This is a genomic window from Microbacterium sp. MYb64 (genome assembly GCF_002979495.1).
Classification (GTDB): domain Bacteria; phylum Actinomycetota; class Actinomycetes; order Actinomycetales; family Microbacteriaceae; genus Microbacterium; species Microbacterium azadirachtae_A.
This window is the reverse complement of sequence record NZ_PCOW01000026.1, coordinates 1-18,704: the sequence shown is the minus strand read 5'-3', so window position 1 is coordinate 18,704 and position 18,704 is coordinate 1. Positions and strand designations below refer to the sequence as shown.

At 68.8% G+C, this 18,704-nt stretch carries 14 protein-coding genes; 3 read left to right on the top strand and 11 right to left on the bottom strand.

From position 1 onward, the window contains the following. Positions 1-29 precede the first annotated feature (29 nt). Complete coding sequence (galE, locus tag CQ044_RS17340; protein WP_105689626.1) at positions 30-1,049, top strand: UDP-glucose 4-epimerase GalE; 1,020 nt, start codon at positions 30-32, stop codon at positions 1,047-1,049. A gap of 44 nt (positions 1,050-1,093) precedes the next feature. Here galE and CQ044_RS17335 read toward each other — a convergent pair whose 3' ends face one another. From CQ044_RS17335 to rfbA, 5 genes are all read right to left on the bottom strand, one after another. Beyond that, the gene (locus CQ044_RS17335; protein ID WP_045270234.1) at positions 1,094-2,284 is read right to left on the bottom strand and encodes an ABC transporter ATP-binding protein; all 1,191 of its coding nucleotides are present in this window, start codon (positions 2,282-2,284) and stop codon (positions 1,094-1,096) included. After that, positions 2,284-3,198 (bottom strand): ABC transporter permease, encoded by a 915-nt coding sequence (locus CQ044_RS17330; RefSeq protein WP_105689625.1) that lies wholly within the window; start codon positions 3,196-3,198, stop codon positions 2,284-2,286. Before CQ044_RS17330 ends, CQ044_RS17335 begins: the two co-directional genes overlap by 1 nt. A 41-nt stretch (positions 3,199-3,239) precedes the next feature. Beyond that, entirely contained in the window at positions 3,240-5,168 is a 1,929-nt protein-coding gene (locus CQ044_RS17325; RefSeq protein WP_105689624.1) for a rhamnan synthesis F family protein, read from the bottom strand. Then, a complete protein-coding gene (locus CQ044_RS17320; RefSeq protein ID WP_258133358.1) occupies positions 5,161-7,104 on the bottom strand; it encodes a rhamnan synthesis F family protein in 1,944 nt (647 codons plus the stop codon). Before CQ044_RS17320 ends, CQ044_RS17325 begins: the two co-directional genes overlap by 8 nt. An 87-nt stretch (positions 7,105-7,191) precedes the next feature. Then, positions 7,192-8,061 carry a glucose-1-phosphate thymidylyltransferase RfbA gene (gene rfbA / locus CQ044_RS17315; RefSeq protein WP_105689622.1) on the bottom strand — a complete coding sequence of 290 codons (870 nt, stop codon included), beginning with the start codon at positions 8,059-8,061 and terminating at the stop codon, positions 7,192-7,194. Between the two features lie 92 nt (positions 8,062-8,153). Between rfbA and rfbB the strand changes: the two genes are divergently transcribed. Then, complete coding sequence (rfbB, locus tag CQ044_RS17310) at positions 8,154-9,152, top strand: dTDP-glucose 4,6-dehydratase (protein ID WP_045270231.1); 999 nt, start codon at positions 8,154-8,156, stop codon at positions 9,150-9,152. Then, a complete protein-coding gene (locus CQ044_RS17305; RefSeq protein WP_181158365.1) occupies positions 9,152-10,561 on the top strand; it encodes a bifunctional dTDP-4-dehydrorhamnose 3,5-epimerase family protein/NAD(P)-dependent oxidoreductase in 1,410 nt (469 codons plus the stop codon). The genes rfbB and CQ044_RS17305 overlap by 1 nt, the downstream gene beginning before the upstream one ends. Here CQ044_RS17305 and CQ044_RS17300 read toward each other — a convergent pair. The 6 genes from CQ044_RS17300 to CQ044_RS17275 all read right to left on the bottom strand — a co-directional run bounded on the left by CQ044_RS17300 (position 10,549) and on the right by CQ044_RS17275 (position 18,668). Next, on the bottom strand, positions 10,549-11,748 hold the full coding sequence (locus tag CQ044_RS17300) for an acyltransferase (RefSeq protein ID WP_181158364.1): 1,200 nt from the start codon (positions 11,746-11,748) through the stop codon (positions 10,549-10,551). The two genes, CQ044_RS17305 and CQ044_RS17300, sit on opposite strands and share 13 nt — an antisense overlap. Continuing rightward, positions 11,745-14,267 (bottom strand): hypothetical protein, encoded by a 2,523-nt coding sequence (locus CQ044_RS17295; RefSeq protein ID WP_258133357.1) that lies wholly within the window; start codon positions 14,265-14,267, stop codon positions 11,745-11,747. Before CQ044_RS17295 ends, CQ044_RS17300 begins: the two co-directional genes overlap by 4 nt. 94 nt (positions 14,268-14,361) lie before the next feature. Next, a complete protein-coding gene (locus CQ044_RS17290) occupies positions 14,362-15,435 on the bottom strand; it encodes a glycosyltransferase (protein WP_105689619.1) in 1,074 nt (357 codons plus the stop codon). 59 nt (positions 15,436-15,494) lie between these two features. Beyond that, a complete protein-coding gene (locus CQ044_RS17285) occupies positions 15,495-16,952 on the bottom strand; it encodes an LCP family protein (RefSeq protein ID WP_374954871.1) in 1,458 nt (485 codons plus the stop codon). Beyond that, positions 16,949-17,416: a 5-(carboxyamino)imidazole ribonucleotide mutase gene (gene purE, locus CQ044_RS17280; RefSeq protein ID WP_045270228.1), complete on the bottom strand. Its 468-nt coding sequence runs from the start codon at positions 17,414-17,416 to the stop codon at positions 16,949-16,951. The genes CQ044_RS17285 and purE overlap by 4 nt, the downstream gene beginning before the upstream one ends. Before the next feature lie 127 nt (positions 17,417-17,543). Continuing rightward, the gene (locus tag CQ044_RS17275; protein WP_105689618.1) at positions 17,544-18,668 is read right to left on the bottom strand and encodes a 5-(carboxyamino)imidazole ribonucleotide synthase; all 1,125 of its coding nucleotides are present in this window, start codon (positions 18,666-18,668) and stop codon (positions 17,544-17,546) included. Positions 18,669-18,704: the final 36 nt, after the last annotated feature.

Here is an 18,704-nt window from a genome sequence, read left to right as displayed (position 1 = left end):
GAAGAACCGTCCAGAGCCAAGGAGCACACGTGCGCGTACTCGTCACCGGAGGAGCCGGCTACATCGGATCCCACACGATCCTCACCCTCCTCGAGCGCGGCGACGACGTGATCGTCGTCGACAACTTCGCCAACAGCTCGCCGGTCGCTCTCGACCGGGTCGCCGGCATCGCGGGCCGGAGTCCGCGCCTGCACCGGATGGACGTCTCGGACGAGTCCGCGCTGGATGAGGTCTTCGCCGCCGAGAAGCCAGAGGCCGTCATCCACTTCGCCGGGCTCAAAGCGGTCGGCGAGAGCGTCGCGGAGCCGCTGCGCTACTACTCCGAGAATCTCGGCACGACGTTCGCCCTGCTCTCGACCATGCAGCGCCACGATGTGCGCACGCTCGTCTTCTCGTCTTCGGCGACCGTCTACGGCGACCATCAGAACGCGCCCTACCGCGAGGACGGCGGGCTGCTCGAGGCGTCGAATCCGTACGGCCAGACCAAGGTGATGCTCGAGCGCGTGCTCACCGATGTCGCTCAGGCCGACCCGCGCTGGCGCATCGCGCTGCTGCGCTACTTCAACCCGATCGGCGCGCATGAGAGCGGGCTCATCGGTGAGGACCCGCGCGGCGTGCCGAACAACCTCGCCCCCTACGTCGCCCAGGTCGCCGTCGGGCGGCTCCCCGAGGTCGGCGTCTTCGGCGACGACTACGCCACGGCCGACGGCACCGGCGAGCGGGACTACATCCACGTCGTCGACCTGGCCGAGGGCCACGTCGCGGCGCTCGAGCACCTGCGTACGCACGAGGGCATCCGCGCGTGGAACCTCGGCACGGGCAGGGCCACATCGGTGCTCGAGCTCATCGCCGCGTTCGAGAACGCGTCGGGCCGCCCGATCCCGCACCGCGTGCTGCCGCGGCGCGAAGGAGACCTGGCGCAGGCCTGGGCCGACACGACGCGCGCCGAGCAGGAGCTCGGCTGGCGCGCTCGGCGCGGCGTCGCCGAGATGGCCGAGGACGCCTGGCGCTGGCAGTCCGGCAACCCGCAGGGCTACGACACGGAATAGGCCCACGGACGCGCCGTGAGCCGTTCCGCGCGGTGCGACGCGGCCTAGGAGGCGACCGCGACCTTCGCGGACACGCTGCCGACGCTCGACGCGCCGCCGCGGACCGTGAACATGACTCCCTGTGACAACCCGTGCGAGCTGTGCTCGCTCACGCCGGCGGCGTTCGCGTTCACGTAGTACTGGCCCGCTCCCAGGTGCACCGCCTCGATCCTGAGGTCCACGGCACGCGGGCCGTCGATGGGATCGAGGACCACACCCAGCATCTCCGTGTTGCTCGCCAGCACCATGTGCCCGAGCGGGGTGTCGATGCTGAAACCGACCTCCCACCGCTCGATCCGGTGCAGGCCGTCGACGTTGATGCGGACCGTGAGCGCGTCGTCGACGTCGATCTCCTTGGTCGGCACGCCCTCCGCGTCCAGGAGCTCGATGCTCTTGACCTGGATCGGGTGCCGCGTCTCCTCGGGAGCCGCCTCATCGGCGCGGCGCCCGTCGAGGACGTTGCGCAGGGCGCCGACCGCCTCGTTCGTGTCGCCGTCGAAGACGACCTCGCCGTGGCTGAGCACGATCCCGCGATCGCAGAGCTCCTGCACCTGGTTCGCGGAGTGGCTGACCAGGATGATGGTGCGTCCCTCTTTGCGGAACTGGGCGATACGATCCATGCACTTGCGCTGGAACGCCTCGTCGCCGACCGCGAGCACCTCGTCCACGAGCAGGATGTCCGGATCCGTGTGCACCGCGACCGCGAAGGCGAGACGCACGTACATGCCGGAGGAGTAGAACTTCACGGCGGTCTCGATGAAGTCGCCGATTCCGCTGAACGCGAGGATGTCGTCGAATCGCTCTTCGATCTGCTGTCGGCTGAGGCCGAGCAGCGACGCGTTCAGGTAGACGTTCTCGCGTCCGCTGAGGTCGGGATGGAAGCCTGCGCCGAGCTCGAGCAGCGCCGCCATGCGGCCGCGGGTCTGCACCGTGCCTCGCGTCGGCGAGACGATGCCGCCGATGAGCTTCAGCAGGGTGGACTTCCCGGAGCCGTTCGCGCCCATCAGCCCGACCGTCGAGCCGGCCTGGATCGACAGCGTGACGTCGTCCACGGCGGTGAACGCGCTGCGGTGCTCCTGACCGAGCTTGCCGAAGTGGACGATGCGGTCCTTCAGGCTGTTGTCCTTGCGGACGCGGAACTCCTTCACCACGCCGTCGAGGCGGACGATGTCGGGGCGGTTGTCGTCGTCGGTCATCACAGCTCCTGCGCGAAGTTCCCCTGCATCCGGTTGAACACTCGATGAGCGAACCAGAGCAGGACGACGCCGATCACGGCGGCGATGAGCATGCGCACGGCCAGGTGCGCGGGGTAGTCGGCCTCGGTTCCCGCGCCCCAGAACGCCCGGTGGAAGCCCAGCACGCCGATGGTGAGCGGGTTCGCCGCATAGATCTCGAGGATCCAGGTCGGGAGGTGGAAGCGGTCGAGCGCACTGCGCACCATCGACCAGGAGTAGACGATCGGCGACGCCCACATCGCGAGCATCATGACGACCTCGGTGAGGTACTGGATGTCGCGGAGATAGACGTTAAGGGCTGCCAGCAGCAATCCGATCGCGACCCCGTACACGATCACCACGAACAGCGACGGGAAGAACCACAGCATCTCCGCCGGAGCGGGAAGGGCTCCGAAGGCGATCGCGGCGATGATCAGCACGAGGAGCTGCACGAGGAACATGAACCCCGCGGCGCCGATGCTCGCCAGCGGGAACACCTCCCGCGGGACGTAGATCTTCTTCACCAGTCCTGCGTTGCCGACGATGGAGCCGGTGGAGCCGAAGACCATGTCGCTGAAGAAGCCGAAGATCGTGAGACCCGAGAACAGATAGATCGCGAAGTCCGGCACGCCCTCCGCGGCGCGCAGGAACTGCCCGAGCACCAGGAAGTACATCAGGAACTGGATCAGGGGCCGGATCACGGTCCACAGGAAACCGAGCACGCTGTCCCGGTAGCGCGCCTGCAGGTCGCGCCGCACCAAGAGGGACAGCAGCTGCCGTCGCGAGATGATCTCCCTGATCTTGCCCCCACGGACCCGGAGGCCGCGCGAATCGATCGTGGAGAACGGCTCAGCCGCGACGCGCGCGAATCGTTCCGTGGTGTCCAATGTCCTCATACTTCCGTGAGTCCCGTACCGGGCCTGGGGGTCCGCTCCGGTCATCGACCGAGGAGGCGCCGGAGCGTCGTTCGGGGCTTCCGCGCCGCGCGGGCGACCTTGCCCATCACCGAGTCGGACGCCATGATCGCGCGCAACCGCGCGCCGGTTCCGGGAAAATTGACGCGCATGTACATTCTGGCAAAGTCTCGCGCGGATCCGGTACCCACATACCCTGCTTTGCGGATCAGCTCGATCTGCTCGTAGGTGTATCCGGGAGTCGTCGCCGACATCTCGTCGAGCAGGAAGTCCAGCGTGGTGTGGCTGACGGACATGTACTCCGCCGTCGCGACCGTGCGCACGTGGTAGCCGAGCTCGCCGGCCGCGTACACCGGGAGGCGCTCCAGGATGTGCGCGAGACCGCCGTCGCGATAGGCCTCGGCCCCGCCGAAGTCGTCGTACGTCCAGGGGTGCTCGATCAGGATCCGCAACGCCTCAGGGCGCCCGATGTACATCGACCCGAACGGCGCCAGCGGCGAGACGTCGTCGAGCGGGACCCGGATGCCGAGCTCTTCGCAGAGCCGCTCGGCGCCGGGCTTGTTCACCGACCAGCCGCGGCCGAGCGTCGGATAGCCGATGTGGATCATCGGGGGGAAGACCATGCCGAGGCCCGGCTCGCGCTGGAACAGGGCGACCAGGTTCGCGGTGTGCCCTGGACTGTTCAGCAGGTTCAGGAACTGCTGCTCCTTGAAGTGCCGGCCGATGTTGAAGCCGTCCTGCGGTGTCTTCTTGGAGTGGATCTTCACGAACAGGTCGTAGTCGCCCGACAGCAGGACGTCGCGGCAGGCGATGAGGAATGCGCTCTGATCGCGTCCGTCGTTGGATCCGACCACGCGCACGTCGACCTCGCCGCGATCGTGCCCGCGTCGTCTCAGCGCCTCCCTGATCCCTTCGGCCCGCTCCGGGTCGGAGGTCGTGACGACCAGGTCGTATGCGCCGGGGAGGGTGTCGGCGCGGTCCAGCATCTCGTCCGTCATCTCCACATAGAAGATGTGCGCGAACACCACGGTGCGCAGCGGACGCTCCTGGTCGTAGGAGACGTCGACGTCGGGGAGCACCTCGAGTGCGGCCGCATCCGTGTTCAGATCCTTCGGCGGAATCGTCCGGGCGGCGTTGCGCCACAGCAGCTCCATCGGGTATCCGAAAGCGGCCGCCTTTTCCAGCGTCCAGCGTCCGACCACGGCGTGCCGGTCCAGATACGGGGGCCACTGCAGGAAGGGACGGCGCTTGAGCGTGGGGCAGCCGGCATCCAGCAGCGCCTCGGCGCGATAGAGCGACGGGTTCTTCGTGCCGATCTCCGCGGCGGGGAAGGCGACGTCGTGGGTGAAACCGTCCTGCGCGAACGTCTCCGTGAACACCGCCTCATGCTTCAGCACCGCATCGAAATACGTCGGCATCTCCGGCAGCTCCGCCCAATACCGCCGCCACGCCTCCGACAGGAACATCTCCCGCCGCACCGCGATCCAGAACGACTGCAGATGATACGGAAGAACACCCTTCCCCGTGAACGGATTCGGCTCCTGACGCACATGATCCGTCATGCCCCAGAAATGAACCGCACGCTCCCCCATCCGATCGAACACCGGCCCATACGGCCGCACCGGACCGAACCACGTGTCATTCGTCAGCAGAACCTCATCGAACTCGCCGATCGCATCGCCCACATGATCCAGCGCATCCTTATGCGCCCAGATATCGAAACCCGCATTCGAACGCACCAGAATCTCATCCGACACCGGCTCCAGCTTCGCCCGGCCCTCCTCCGACAGAGAACCGTTCACCACCACCAGCACACGCGCCGCATGCTCACGCAACCCCGCAAGAGCAAAAGGAACGAAATCCTCCACACCCCCACGACGATCCCACACCACATACACCACCAGCCGACGACCACCCACAGGAAAAGACGCAGGCTTCTGCAGATCAGTCATCACGGCCTCCCTTGATCAGCGTGCGCGCTCGTCGCAGAGTCGCCTTGGCGGTGCGCAGCCCGACGCGCACCACGCGACCGACAGGATGCAGGACCGGATGGAGACGCCGTGCGAGATCCGGATGGTTGATCCGCATGTACATCCGCGTCATGGCGACCGCCCCGCCCGTCCCCATCCAGCCCGCACGATGCATGAACTGCACCTGCTCGAGCGGGTATCCGGGGGTGGTCGATGCGAGCTGGTCGACCTTGTACTCCATCGACGTGTGGCTGATGGACGCATGCTCGCCGGTCAGGATCGTCCGCGTGTGGTAGCCGTCCTCCGCAGCCGCGTACGACACCAGTCGCTCGATCACCTTCGTGAGCGCCGGCACGGACTTGGAGCGGGGCCTCTCGTAGTCCGCGAAGGTGAACCCCATGTCCAGCAGGCGGCGCAGGGCGCTCGGACGACCGATCCACATGCCGCCATAAGGTGCGAGAGGCGAGATGCCGTCCAGCGGCACCTGGATGCCGGCGTCCTCGCAGATCTGCTTCGCCCGCGGAAGATAGAACGACCAGGCGCGACCAGGGAGGCTGTATCCGACGTGCATCATCGGCGGGTAGACCAGACCGAGGCCCGGCTCCCGGTCGAACAGCGCGAGCACATTGCGCACATACCCCGGCGAGCTGAGCAGGTTCTCCAGCTGATAGCGCGAGAAGTAGCGTCTCGCGTTCTGGGAGCGCTGACGCGGCGTGCGTCCGTGGACCTTGATCACCAGGTCGTAGCGTCCGTCGGTCAGCACGTCCCGGCAGCCGATCAGCAGAGCACTCATGTCGCGGCCGTGCTCCGGCACGACGCGGACCTCGGTCTCCGCGAGTCCGGCGGGATCCACCGCGCGGATCGCTTCGCGCAGCTCCGGCTCGATGCCCGCGTCGTGCACGGTGACGAACAGGTCGAAGGGGTGCGGAACCGACCGCAGAGCTCCGACGACCCGCGGCACGTCCTTCGTCTGCGGGAGGTGCGCGATGACGGCGAGACGCGGCGCGGTCTCCGGTTCGTCGGCGAGGGCGCGGTCGGGGAGCACTTCCAGCATCCCCGCGTCGGTGTTCAGCACCTTCGGCTGCACATTGCGCGCCAGGTTGCTCCAGACGAGCTCGGCCGGGTACCCGTACGCCGACATCGTCTCGACGATGCGCCGCCCGCTCACCGCGTGCCGGTTCATGAAGGGCGGGTAGTGGAACAGCGGCCGCCGCTTGACGAGCGGGCACCCGTCCTCGACGAGCAGGTCCGGATTGAACAGCGCAGGATGCTCAGTCGGATGGTCGCTCTCGGGGAAGGCGACGTCGTGGGTGAAACCGTCCTGCGCGAACGTCTCCGTGAACACCGCCTCATGCTTCAGCACCGCATCGAAATACGTCGGCATCTCCGGCAGCTCCGCCCAATACCGCCGCCACGCCTCCGACAGGAACATCTCCCGCCGCACCGCGATCCAGAACGACTGCAGATGATACGGAAGAACACCCTTCCCCGTGAACGGATTCGGCTCCTGACGCACATGATCCGTCATGCCCCAGAAATGAACCGCACGCTCCCCCATCCGATCGAACACCGGCCCATACGGCCGCACCGGACCGAACCACGTGTCATTCGTCAGCAGAACCTCATCGAACTCGCCGATCGCATCGCCCACATGATCCAGCGCATCCTTATGCGCCCAGATATCGAAACCCGCATTCGAACGCACCAGAATCTCATCCGACACCGGCTCCAGCTTCGCCCGGCCCTCCTCCGACAGAGAACCGTTCACCACCACCAGCACACGCGCCGCATGCTCACGCAACCCCGCAAGAGCAAAAGGAACGAAATCCTCCACACCCCCACGACGATCCCACACCACATACACCACCAGCCGACGACCACCCACAGGAAAAGACGCAGGCAGGGGAAGGGAAGTCATAAGGTGCATCAGCTCCGGATAATCACGATCGCGAGGCCCTCGGCGTCATGCGCGAAGGGCCGCGGATCATCCTACGGGTGCGACCCTTCAGCGTCCCTGGGCGAGCGCCTTGAGCAGGTACGTGCCGTAGCCGCTCTTGATGAGCGGCTCCGCGCGCTCGCGCAGCTCGTCGTCGGTGAGGAAGCCCATGCGCCAGGCGACCTCCTCGGGGCAGCCGATGGAGAGGCCCTGACGCTTCTCCACGGTGCGGATGAAATCGGTCGCCTCGGCGAGCGAATCGAACGTTCCGGTGTCCAGCCATGCGGTGCCTCGGGTGAGCAGCTGCACCTGCAGCTTGCCCCGATCGAGGTACTCGCGGTTGACGTCGGTGATCTCGAGCTCTCCGCGCGGGGACGGCTTGAGGTTCTTCGCGATCTCGATCACGTCGTTGTCGTAGAAGTAGAGGCCTGGCACCGCGTAGTTGCTCTTCGGCTGCACGGGCTTCTCCTCGAGCGAGACCACGCGGCCCGCGTCGTCGAACTCGACGACGCCGTAGGCGGTCGCGTCATCGACCCAGTAGCCGAACACCACACCGCCGTCCAGCTCGGTGTACTTCCGCAGCTGCGTGCCCATCCCCTGGCCGTAGAAGATGTTGTCGCCGAGCACCAGCGCCGCCGAGTCGGATCCGATGTGCTCCTCGCCGAGGATGAACGCCTGGGCGAGTCCGTCTGGCGACGGCTGCGTCTTGTAGGTGATCGAGACGCCGAAGCGCGAACCGTCTCCGAGAAGGCGCTGGAACGACTCCACGTCATGAGGGGTGGTGATCAGCAGGATGTCGCGGATCCCCGCCAGGATGAGCGTCGACAGCGGATAGTAGATCATCGGCTTGTCGTAGACCGGGACGAGCTGCTTGGACGTTCCGAGGGTGATCGGGTGCAGCCGGGAGCCGGTGCCGCCGGCCAGGATGATTCCACGCATGCGCCTATTCTCTCGCATGACCGGCACGTTCCTGTGAATTCGCCAGCACGCGCGCCCGGTGCCGGGCGGTGCGCCCCGCTACCCTGGAACCCATGCAGAGACTGCTCGTCACCGGCGGGGCCGGCTTCATCGGTTCGAACTTCGTCCACCACGTCGTGGAGAACACCGATCACCACGTCACCGTGCTGGACGCGCTCACCTATGCCGGCAACCGCGCCTCTCTCGACGGCCTGCCCGCCGACCGGGTGACGTTCGTGCACGGCGACATCACCGACGCCGAGCTCGTCGACTCGCTGTTCGCCGACGCCGACGCGGTCGTGCACTACGCCGCCGAGTCGCACAACGACAACTCGCTGCACAGCCCGCGTCCGTTCCTGGACACCAACATCGTCGGCACCTACACGCTGCTCGAAGCCGCCCGGAAGCACGACCGCCGCTTCCACCACATTTCCACCGACGAGGTCTACGGCGACCTCGAGCTCGACGATCCGGAGCGCTTCACCGAGAACACGCCGTACAACCCGTCGTCGCCCTATTCGTCCACCAAGGCCGGATCCGACCTGCTCGTTCGCGCCTGGGTGCGCTCCTTCGGCGTGCAGGCGACGATCTCGAACTGCTCCAACAATTACGGTCCCTACCAGCATGTGGAGAAGTTCATCCCGCGCCAGATCACCAACGTGATCCGCGGCATCCGCCCCAAGCTCTACGGCGCGGGCGAGAACGTGCGCGACTGGATCCACGCCAACGATCACTCCTCCGCGGTGCTGACCATCCTGGACAAGGGCCGGATCGGCGACACCTATCTCATCGGCGCCGACGGCGAGCGCAACAACAAGGACGTCGTCGAGCTCATCCTCGAGCAGATGGGGCAGCCCCGCGACGCCTACGACCACGTGACCGACCGTGCAGGACACGATCTGCGCTACGCGATCGACTCCACGAAGCTGCGCACCGAGCTCGGCTGGACGCCGCAGTACGCCGACTTCGAATCGGGTCTCGCCGCCACGATCGACTGGTACAGGGCCAACGAGGCGTGGTGGGCGCCGTCGAAGGACGCGACAGAGGCGTTCTACGCCACCAAGGGGCAGTGATGGCGGTCGAGTTCGGCAAGCAGCTCACGGTCGTCGAGACCCCGATCCCGGGGATGATCGTCCTCGAGCTGCCGGTGCACGGCGACGCGCGCGGATGGTTCAAGGAGAACTGGCAGCGCGAGAAGATGACCGCGCTGGGCCTTGCGGACTTCGGTCCCGTGCAGAACAACATCTCGTTCAACGACGCGGTCGGAACCACGCGGGGCATTCACGCGGAGCCGTGGGACAAGTGGGTCTCGGTCGCCACCGGACGCATCTTCGGCGCCTGGGTGGATCTGCGCGAGGGCGAGAGCTTCGGCACCGTCTTCACGATCGAGCTGGATCCCTCCCGCGCGATCTTCGTGCCGCGCGGCGTGGGGAACTCGTACCAGACGCTCGAACCCGACACGGCGTACACCTACCTCGTGAACGACCACTGGTCGCCGGACGCGAGCTACTCGTTCCTCAACCTCGCCGACGAGACGGCTGCGATCGACTGGCCGATCCCGCTCGCCGACGTCGAGATCTCCGCGAAGGACAAGAACCATCCGCGGCTGGCGGATGTCACCCCCATCGCGCCGCGCAAGACGCTCGTCGTCGGCGCGAACGGGCAGCTCGGCCTCGCGCTGCGCAGCGTGCTCGGAGACGCGGCGCACATCGAGTACGCCACGCGCGCCGACCTCGACCTGGCGGATGCGGGACTCGCCACGGCACGCCGCTGGCGCGACTACGGCGCGATCGTCAACGCCGGCGCCTACACGGCCGTCGACCTCGCGGAGACCGCCGACGGCCGCCGCGACGCGTGGGTCGCGAACGCCGAGGGTCCGGCTCGTCTGGCGCGCATCGCCGCGGAGAACGGCATCACCCTCGTGCACGTCTCGAGCGACTACGTGTTCGACGGCACGGCCGATCGCCCCTACCGCGAGGACGACGCCGTGGCGCCGCTCGGGGTCTACGGGCAGACGAAGGCCGCCGGCGACGTCGCCGTCGCGACCGCCCCACGGCACTACATCCTGCGCACGTCGTGGGTCATCGGCGAGGGCAAGAACTTCGTGCGCACCATGGCGTCGCTCGCCGAGCGCGGGATCGACCCGAAGGTCGTGGACGATCAGACCGGTCGCCTCACGTTCACGGACGACATCGCCCGCGCGATCGTGCACCTGCTGGCCTCGGACGCACCGTTCGGCGTTTACAACGTCACGGGATCCGGTGAGCCCGCGACCTGGGCGGACATCGCGCGCGCGGTGTTCTCCGCGACGGGTCACGACCCGGCCAGGATCTCCGGCGTGAGCACCGAGGAGTACTTCGCGTCGGCGGCTGCCCCCGTGGCGCCGCGACCGGCGTGGAGCGTGCTGGACACCTCGAAGCTCACGGCAGCGGGCTTCCAGGCCCGTCCGATGCTCGAGGGACTCGCCGACTACCTGTCCTGAACCTCGGCGCTCGGCCTGCTGATCGCCCGCACCCGTTCCGAAGCGCTGCGCCCGACCGCGCGCGCGAGGCGCGCGGACGGCTCCTCCACGAACCGTGCGAACAGCCACGCGACGAGGACGGCGACCGGAACGGAGATCAGCAGCGCCCTGTGCGGCGTCCCCGGGGCGAGCTGCAGGGCCTGCAGCAGGATCGGCATGTGCACGAGATAGAGGCTGAACGAGATCCGCCCGAGGAATCTGAAGGGCGCCGTCCCGAGCAGACGCGCAAGACCCGAGGGGGCGGAGAGACCGAGGACGACGAGCGCCGCGCCGATCGCGACGAAGCCCTGCAGCGCTCCCCTGGCCCCGCCCGGAACCAGATCGGGCAGTCCGACGCGGACGACATCGGGCAGCCCGAGGGCCAGCACGCCTGCGAGCACGAGGATCCACGGCGCCGCCTTGCCTCGCGGTGCGGCCCCCTGAGATCGCATCACGGCGGCGACGCATCCGGCGAGGAACATCGGCCCGTAGATGAGCGCCTGGACGCCCAGCACGGTGCCCACGGCCGTGACGGCTCCGCAGGCGATCAACCAGTACCAGTGCCCGCGTGCGATCCGCGCCACCGCGAGGAAGGCGACGGGGAGCATCAGAGAGAACAGCAGCTCCCAGCGCAGCGACCAGAGCGGGTTGTTGACCTGGGTTGACCCGGTGATCAGGAAGAACGAATCGACGATCTGGGACGGGGAGAGCGTCGAGAAGCTGAAGGCCCTCGCCCATTCGCTCGGGGCGGTCTCCGGCTTCTGATGCCCCAGGAGGATCACGATGATCGCGAACGCCATCGCGCCGGCCGAGGGGAGCCACAGACGCAGCACGCGACGCGGATAGTAGCTCCACAGGTCGAGACCGCGCCCCTGGAGCATCGGGAAGACCAGGACGAATCCGCTCAGCACGAAGAACACGACGACGGCTTCCGGCCCCATCAGCAGGTACCGGATCGGGGTGTCCGCCAGCAGGCGGACCGGAGTCGGGCTGTCGCGGGCTCCGGCCAGCGCGGCGAGATACGCATCGCCCCACGCGCTGCCCAGGACCACGTGGTACGCGACCACGATCACGGCGGCGACCCCTCGGAGCCCATCGAGCGCCACGAACCGGGTGGACGCGGATGCCGCCGGACGAACGAGGTCCTGATCCGGAGGGACCGGGCTCAACCCGTCACCGTCACCGTGCGGCAGCCGAGGAGCGTATGGCCCCCCGCGCCGTTGTTGATGCCGTAGACGCACACGCCGTGTGTTCCCGGCGACATCGGAACGGTCTGGTAGAAGCCGTGATTCGAGCCCGTGCCGGGATACGCCGCGGCGACATCGGGCCGGGCGACGTCCGCCGTGTACTGCGTGCCGACGCCGTCCACGTAGATGTGGATGGCGATGGGATCCGTCGTGTCAGGGTCGATCGCCCATCCCGCGACCGTCGCCGATCCGGCGCCCCCGATCAGCGCCTCGTAGTTGCCGAACGGCGCTCGTCCGCGATCCACCACGGGCGGCGTCACCGAGGCCGTCGCCTGCTTGCAGCCGAGGAGAGAGTGCCCTCCGGCACCGGTGTTGATCCCGTAGACGCAGATGGTCGAGGTGCCCGACGGGATCGTGACCGTCTGGTCGAAGCCGTGGTTGGAGCCGTACGACGGGAACGCGGACAGCGAGCCGTTGTTCGCCTTGTCCGCCATGAACGCCTGACCGACGGCACCGACGTAGATGTGCACGTTGATGGGCGAGCGGGTGTCGGGGTCCACGGCCCAGCCGGTCACGCGAGCCGAGGTGCCGGTGACGTCGACGGCGTCGATCGCGCCCACCGGCGCGCGCCCCTGATCCGGGATCGACTGATCGACGTCCACGGTCTTGCAGCCGAACAAGGTGTTCCCGCCCGGACCCGCGTTGATCCCGTAGGCGCACACCGTCGTCGTGGTGTCCGACGTGGTCAGCTGCTCCTCGAAGCCGTGCTTGTCGCCGTATCCGGGGTTCGCGGCGCCCACGTCCGCGCGGACCTTGTCCGCGGTGAACGGACGGCCCACCCCGCCCTGGTAGAGGTGCACCTGGATGGGAGCGGCGGTGTCGGGGTCGATGGCCCAGCCCTTCGCCGTGACCACTCCCCTCCCGCTCACGAGCGCCTCGAAGTTGCCGATCGGCGCCCGGCCCTTCTCCTCGATGCCGCCCGGTTTCGTCGCCTGCTGGCATCCGAGCTCGGAGTTCGCGCCGGGACCGATGTTGATCCCGTAGACGCAGATCGACTGCGTACCCGGCTGCGAGGGCACGTGCGCGACGAAGCCGTGATTCGCGCCGTACTGCTGGTACCCCGCGGGGATGCTCGTGCTCGAGGCGTTCGCCGTGAACGGGCGCCCGACGCCCGCGATGTAGACGTGCACGGTCGCCGGACCCGTCGTGTCGGGGTCGATGGCCCAGCCCGTGACGTCGAATCCGTCGCCCGCGGCCTTGATCGACGTGATCGCGCCCACGGGCGAGCCGGTCATCGGCACGATCTTCTGGCATCCCAGTAGCACGTTCGCCCCTGGACCCGAATTGATCGCGTAGATGCAGACCTCGGTCGCATCCGGTCCCTGCGCGGGCACCCGCGCCGAGAATCCGTGCTTCTCCCCCTTGCCGGGGTAGGCACCGGCGACGTCCCAGCGCGTCTGATCCGCCGCGATGGCCGTGCCCACGCCGCCGACGTAGACGTGCACGGAGATCGGCGAGGAGGTGTTCGGATCGATCGCCCACCCGGAGACGGCGACCTCGCCGGGGCGCGCCTGCACCATCTCGACGTTCCCGAACGGGTTGTCGGCCGCGGGGTTGGACTGCGTCGATCCGAACCAGTCGGTGAAGTAGTTGTAGAAGTTGCGGTTGCCGTAGGCGGAACACGAGTCGCCCTCGCCGTAGCCGGCGCGGAGGGCTGCGGCGTTGGGCTGATACGGCGTGTAGTAGTAGAGCGCGGCCGTCGCCTTGTTCGCGATGTAGACCGGCCCGGAACCGCAGCCCTGGTTCGGGTTGTAGAGCACGTTCCAGGTGTTGCCGGGCTGATACCAGGTGAACCAGCGGCCCTCCATGTAGATCTGCATCTGACGCGCCGCGCCATAGATCTGCTGGAAGAAGCCCACGTAGCCCGGGTCGCAGGGAGCGTCGTCGGGGCATCCCTGTCCGAGCGCGCTGTCGTAGCGCCAACCGCTGGGCCAGGTGTGGGTGACCAGGCCCTGCTCCTTCTGGAGCATGACGATCAGGACCCGCGGGTTGATGTTGCACGACTGCGAGACGCGGTAGATGATGCTGGCCGCACTCTCGTTCGCCGTCCCCGAGTATCCGCTGCAGTAGGCGTCGGCGGGGCGGTTCTGAGACGTGACGCGGAAGTCCTTGAGGCAGGTGTATCCGCTCTGGCACGACGGCACCTTGGCGTTGAAGAAGTCCTGGATCTGCTGCGCCGACATCGTCGACTTGTCCGTGAACACGGCGTCGCTGATGATGTTGCCCGCGTTCCAGCCGTCCAGGGTGGCCGGGCGGATCGCCGTGGTCGCCGCTCCCGCCGTGGTCGAGGCCACGGCCGACGTCCGGGCCGCGCTCGCGGAAGCCGCATCGGCGACCGACGGGACGAGCACGGAGACGAAGACGGCGGCGATCGCGAGCATGCCGATCATCCAGCGTCGGGGCGCGTGAGCGCGCGCGGGACCCGGGGCATGTCCAGTCATGCTGATATTCTGCGGGATCCGGCCCCGGATGACACTGCGGACACGCGCGCAGGCCCGGAATCTCGCGGCAGAAGCGGTTTCGGCCCGCTCGGCGTCACAGCTCCGCGTGCAGGGTCCAGACCCGCTCGGCGGAGCCGTTCCAGGAGTAGGCCCGAGAGCGGTCCGCGGCGAGCACCGACAATCGTCGCGCGCCCTCCCCCGCAGCGTCTCTCAGGGCGTCGGTGAATCCTGCCGCCCCGACGAGCAGCCCGCCCTCGGCGAGCACGTCGTGGTGCACGCCGCTCTCCGCCGCGATCACCGGAACGCCGAGCACGAGCGCTTCGACGAGCCGCCACGGCCAGGCCGGGGCGGGGTCCGCCGCGGCGAAGGCGAGCGCGCCGCCGAGCAGCGCGGCGCGGTCCCCCGCGTCCAGCCGCCCGAGAACGTGCACACGCGGCGCGGCGAGTCCCTCCGCCACGGCGGCCTCCGCGATCGCGGGCGCGGATCCCGCGGCGGCGTCCACCACGAAGACGTCGGCGTCGCGGTCGACCGCGGCGGCGAAGACCGCGGAAAGGGTGTCCGCCGTGCCCGTGGCCACGAGGTACCGGTCGGGGGCTCCGAGCGCACGGCGGCGCTCGGCGGCGTCATGCGGGATCGCGAAGCCCGCCGCTGCGGCTCCCGGGATCACCCGGATGCGGTCGGCGAAGCGGCCGAGGCTTGCGAGCTCTTCCGCCATCGCATGCGTGGGCACAACCACGGCGTCCGCGTGCTTCGCGGCGCGCTTGAGCATGCTGCGCTGCCACAGCACGCTCGCGCGCGACAGCTGCTCCGGGGCGGTCCACGCCCGCAGATCCCACAGCGTGGCGACCGTCTGGTCGTAGTCGTTGGCCCTGTCGTGCTTCGCGAGCGGGGCGAAGAGCGTGGGGGCGTGGATCATGCCTCCACCGACGCCGCCGACCACGCCGAGCTGCCAGGCGGCGCCGAGCTCTCGGCGCGCCAGCGACAGACGATGCAGCGTGTCGGCGCCGTCGACGACCGGCTCAGCCCCGCCGCCCGGCACGATCGCCTCGACCGTGCACTTCTGGGGCGCGGTCGCCGCCAGACCCAGGGTCAGTGACCGCGCGGCGTCGGCCTGATCGGCGTCGACGACGTCGTTCACCTGATCCAGCACAACCCGCAGCACAGCCATTCTCCGACCCTATCCAGTGCATGCCGGACGAGCCCTGAGGCGCTCCACGGACCGCCGGATCAGCTCGTCGGCGTCGGCGAGGGCTCGGGGTGCAGAGCCGCCTTGACCTTCTCGTGGATCGCGTTCCAGTCCGGCTCGAACTCGTCCACGCCGTTCGCGGGGGTGAGATCGATCGTGGTGAGCTTCTCCTTCTTCGCCTTCATCATGAGGTCGAAGAACTCCGGCAGCTTGTCCTGGGGCAGGTCGGTGTCGACCGCGGACGAGCCCGCCGCGGCGATCTCGCTGAAGTGCGCGGCCACGTTCTGCGGCGTGAACTGCTTCAGCAGCGCGTCCTGCAGCTCGCGCTGACGGCGCATCCGGTCGAAGTCGCTCGTCGTGTAGCGCGAACGGGCGTACCACTGCGCGGTGTCGCCGTTCATGTGCTGCTGCCCGGCCTCGATCCAGCCGGTCGCCCACTCCTCGGCGTTGTCCGGACCGCCCCACTCCGGAACGTTGCCCTCCGGCAACCGCTCCTTGACGTCGATGTCGACCCCGCCCAGCGCGTCGATGAGCTTCGCGAAGTCGTTCATGTCGAGGAACACGTAGTACGGGATCTTGATGCCGAGCACGCCCTCGGCTGCGTCCTTGGTGGCCTCGACCGCGGGACGTGAGCCGTGCTTCTCCGCGTCGGGATAGAGCGATGGCCCGGTGTGGCAGGTCTCGACGGCGTTGGTGAGCTGGTTGATCCCGCTCCCCCAGCCGCAGTCCTCGTCGTCGTGCGCTTCCAGACCGTCCGGGTACAGGTCGTGCATCGGGCCAGGCGCGAACGGCACGTGCGGCATGTCGCGCGGGATGCCGAAGATCGTGGTCTTGCCGGTCTCGGCGTTCACGGAAACCACCGAGATGCTGTCGTAGCGCATCGAGTCGCGACCCAGGCCGCTGTCCGCGCCGAGCAGCAGCACGTTGTAGTAGCCGTCGCTGGGCGGCAGGCTCGGACCGCCGGAGCCGAACAGGGTGCTGATCGCGCTGCGGCTGGAGCCGACCACGTTCGCGGCGTAGGCCGCGCCGGAACCGCACAGGGCCAGCACCAGCACCGCGACGAGCGGGATCGCGATCCTGGCGTAGTTCTTGGTGCGCACGAGCCGCACGATGCGCAGCGTGTCGAAGGTGAGCACGACCCACAGCACGGCGTACGCGATGCAGAGGAGCTGGATGAGGCTCAGCACGAGCCAGCTCACCCAGCCGCCGCCGACGGTGAGCCAGAGCAGCGCCTGGTGCCAGAGCAGCGCGCCGAGGATGCCGAGCACGACCAGCGCCCACATCGTGAGCGTGGCGCCGAGGCCGAACCGGCCGAGCCTGCGGTTTCCGGCGAGCACCTGGGCGGATCCGGGGATCAGCACGTTGAGCACGACCAGCCACCACCCGCGGCGCGTCATCACGTCCTGCGACCCGAAGTCGGGGTCGCGCAGCGGCCTCGTGCGGATCAGCCCCGCGCTCTGCGCGGAGACGCCGCCGGGCCGGGAGAGGACCTGGGTCACAGGCTGTCCTTCAGCCGCCGGTTCTTCTCCTCGACCTGCGCCTCGAGGTCGCGGGCGTAGGACTCGATGCGGTCGGCGAGCGCCGGATCCGCGGTGCCGAGGATGCGGGCGGCGAGGATGCCCGCGTTGCGCGCGCCCCCGATCGAGACGGTCGCGACGGGGATGCCCGCGGGCATCTGCACGATCGAGAGCAGCGAGTCCATGCCGTCGAGGTAGGCGAGCGGGACGGGGACGCCGACCACGGGCAGGGCCGTCACGGAGGCCAGCATGCCCGGCAGGTGGGCCGCACCTCCGGCTCCGGCGATGATCACCTTGAGCCCGCGCTCGCGCGCCTCGGTGCCGTAGCGGTGCAGCTTCTCCGGCGTGCGGTGAGCGGAGACGACCTCGACCTCGTGCGGGATGCCGAACTCGGTCAGCGCCTCTGAGGCGGCGCTCATCACGCGCCAGTCGGAGTCGGATCCCATCACGACGCCGACGAGGGGCGCGGCGGATGCGTGCAGTGTCCCAGTCACCCGTACAGGCTACGGGCGACGGCTGGGAGAACCCCGCTGCGGCGCGCCCTCGCTCGCGAGAACGCCGACCGATCCCCGCTCAGGCGAACGCGGCCGCGGCGGCCCTGGCCTCGGCCAGCACGGCGTCGAGGTCGGATCCGCTCGCGTTCACGTGCCCGACCTTGCGGCCGGGGCGCGGCGCCTTGCCGTAGGTGTGCACCTTGGCCTGCGGGCTGGCGGCGAGCGCGGCGGGGACGCGATCGAGCATCCCGGCATCCGCGGGGCCGCCGAGGATGTTGATCATGACCGACCAGTCCTCGTGCGGGGTCGTCTCCCCCAGCGGCAGGTCGGCGACCGCGCGCAGGTGCTGCTCGAACTGCCCCGTCACGGCGCCGTCCTGGCTCCAGTGGCCGCTGTTGTGCGGGCGCATCGCGAGCTCGTTCACGAGGATCCGGCCGTCCTCGGTCTGGAACAGCTCGACCGCGAGCATGCCGGTGACGCCCAGCCCCTCGGCGATCTCCCGGCCGATCCTGGCGGCTTCGGCGAGGTACTCCGCGTCGACGCCGGGCGCGGGGGCGATCACCTCGGCGCACACCCCGCCCTTCTGCACGGTCTCCACGACGGGGTACGACACGGACTCGCCGTTCGGACGCCGTGCGACCTGCTGTGCGAGCTCCCGCATGAAGGGCACGAGCTCCTCGACGAGCAGTGCGTCGCCGTCGGCGAGGGCCGAGAACCAGTCCGCGGCCTCGTCAGCCGCGGAGACGACGCGCACGCCCTTGCCGTCGTAGCCGCCGCGGGGTGTCTTCACGACGCCGCGGCCGCCGTGCGCGTCCAGGAAGGTCTGCAGCTCACCGGCATCGGCCACGCGCGCCCAGTCCGGCTGAGGGGCGCCGAGATCCGCGAGGCGCGCGCGCATGTCGAGCTTGTCCTGAGCGAAGCGCAGCGCGTCGGGTCCGGGGTGCACGGCCACGCCGTCGGCGACGAGCGCGCGCAGCACCTCCTGCGGCACGTGCTCGTGGTCGAACGTGATCACGTCCACGTCCGCCGCGAACCGGCGCACCGTGTCGAGGTCGCGGTAGTCGCCCACCGCGGTGGCCGCCAGCTGAGCCGACATGCCCTCGTCCTCCGCCAGCACCCGGATGTCGATGCCCAGCTCGACCGCCGGAGCGATCATCATCCGCGCCAGCTGTCCGCCGCCGATCACACCCACACGCAACGCCATCGGATCTCCGTTCCTCGCCCCCTATTCTTCCGCAAG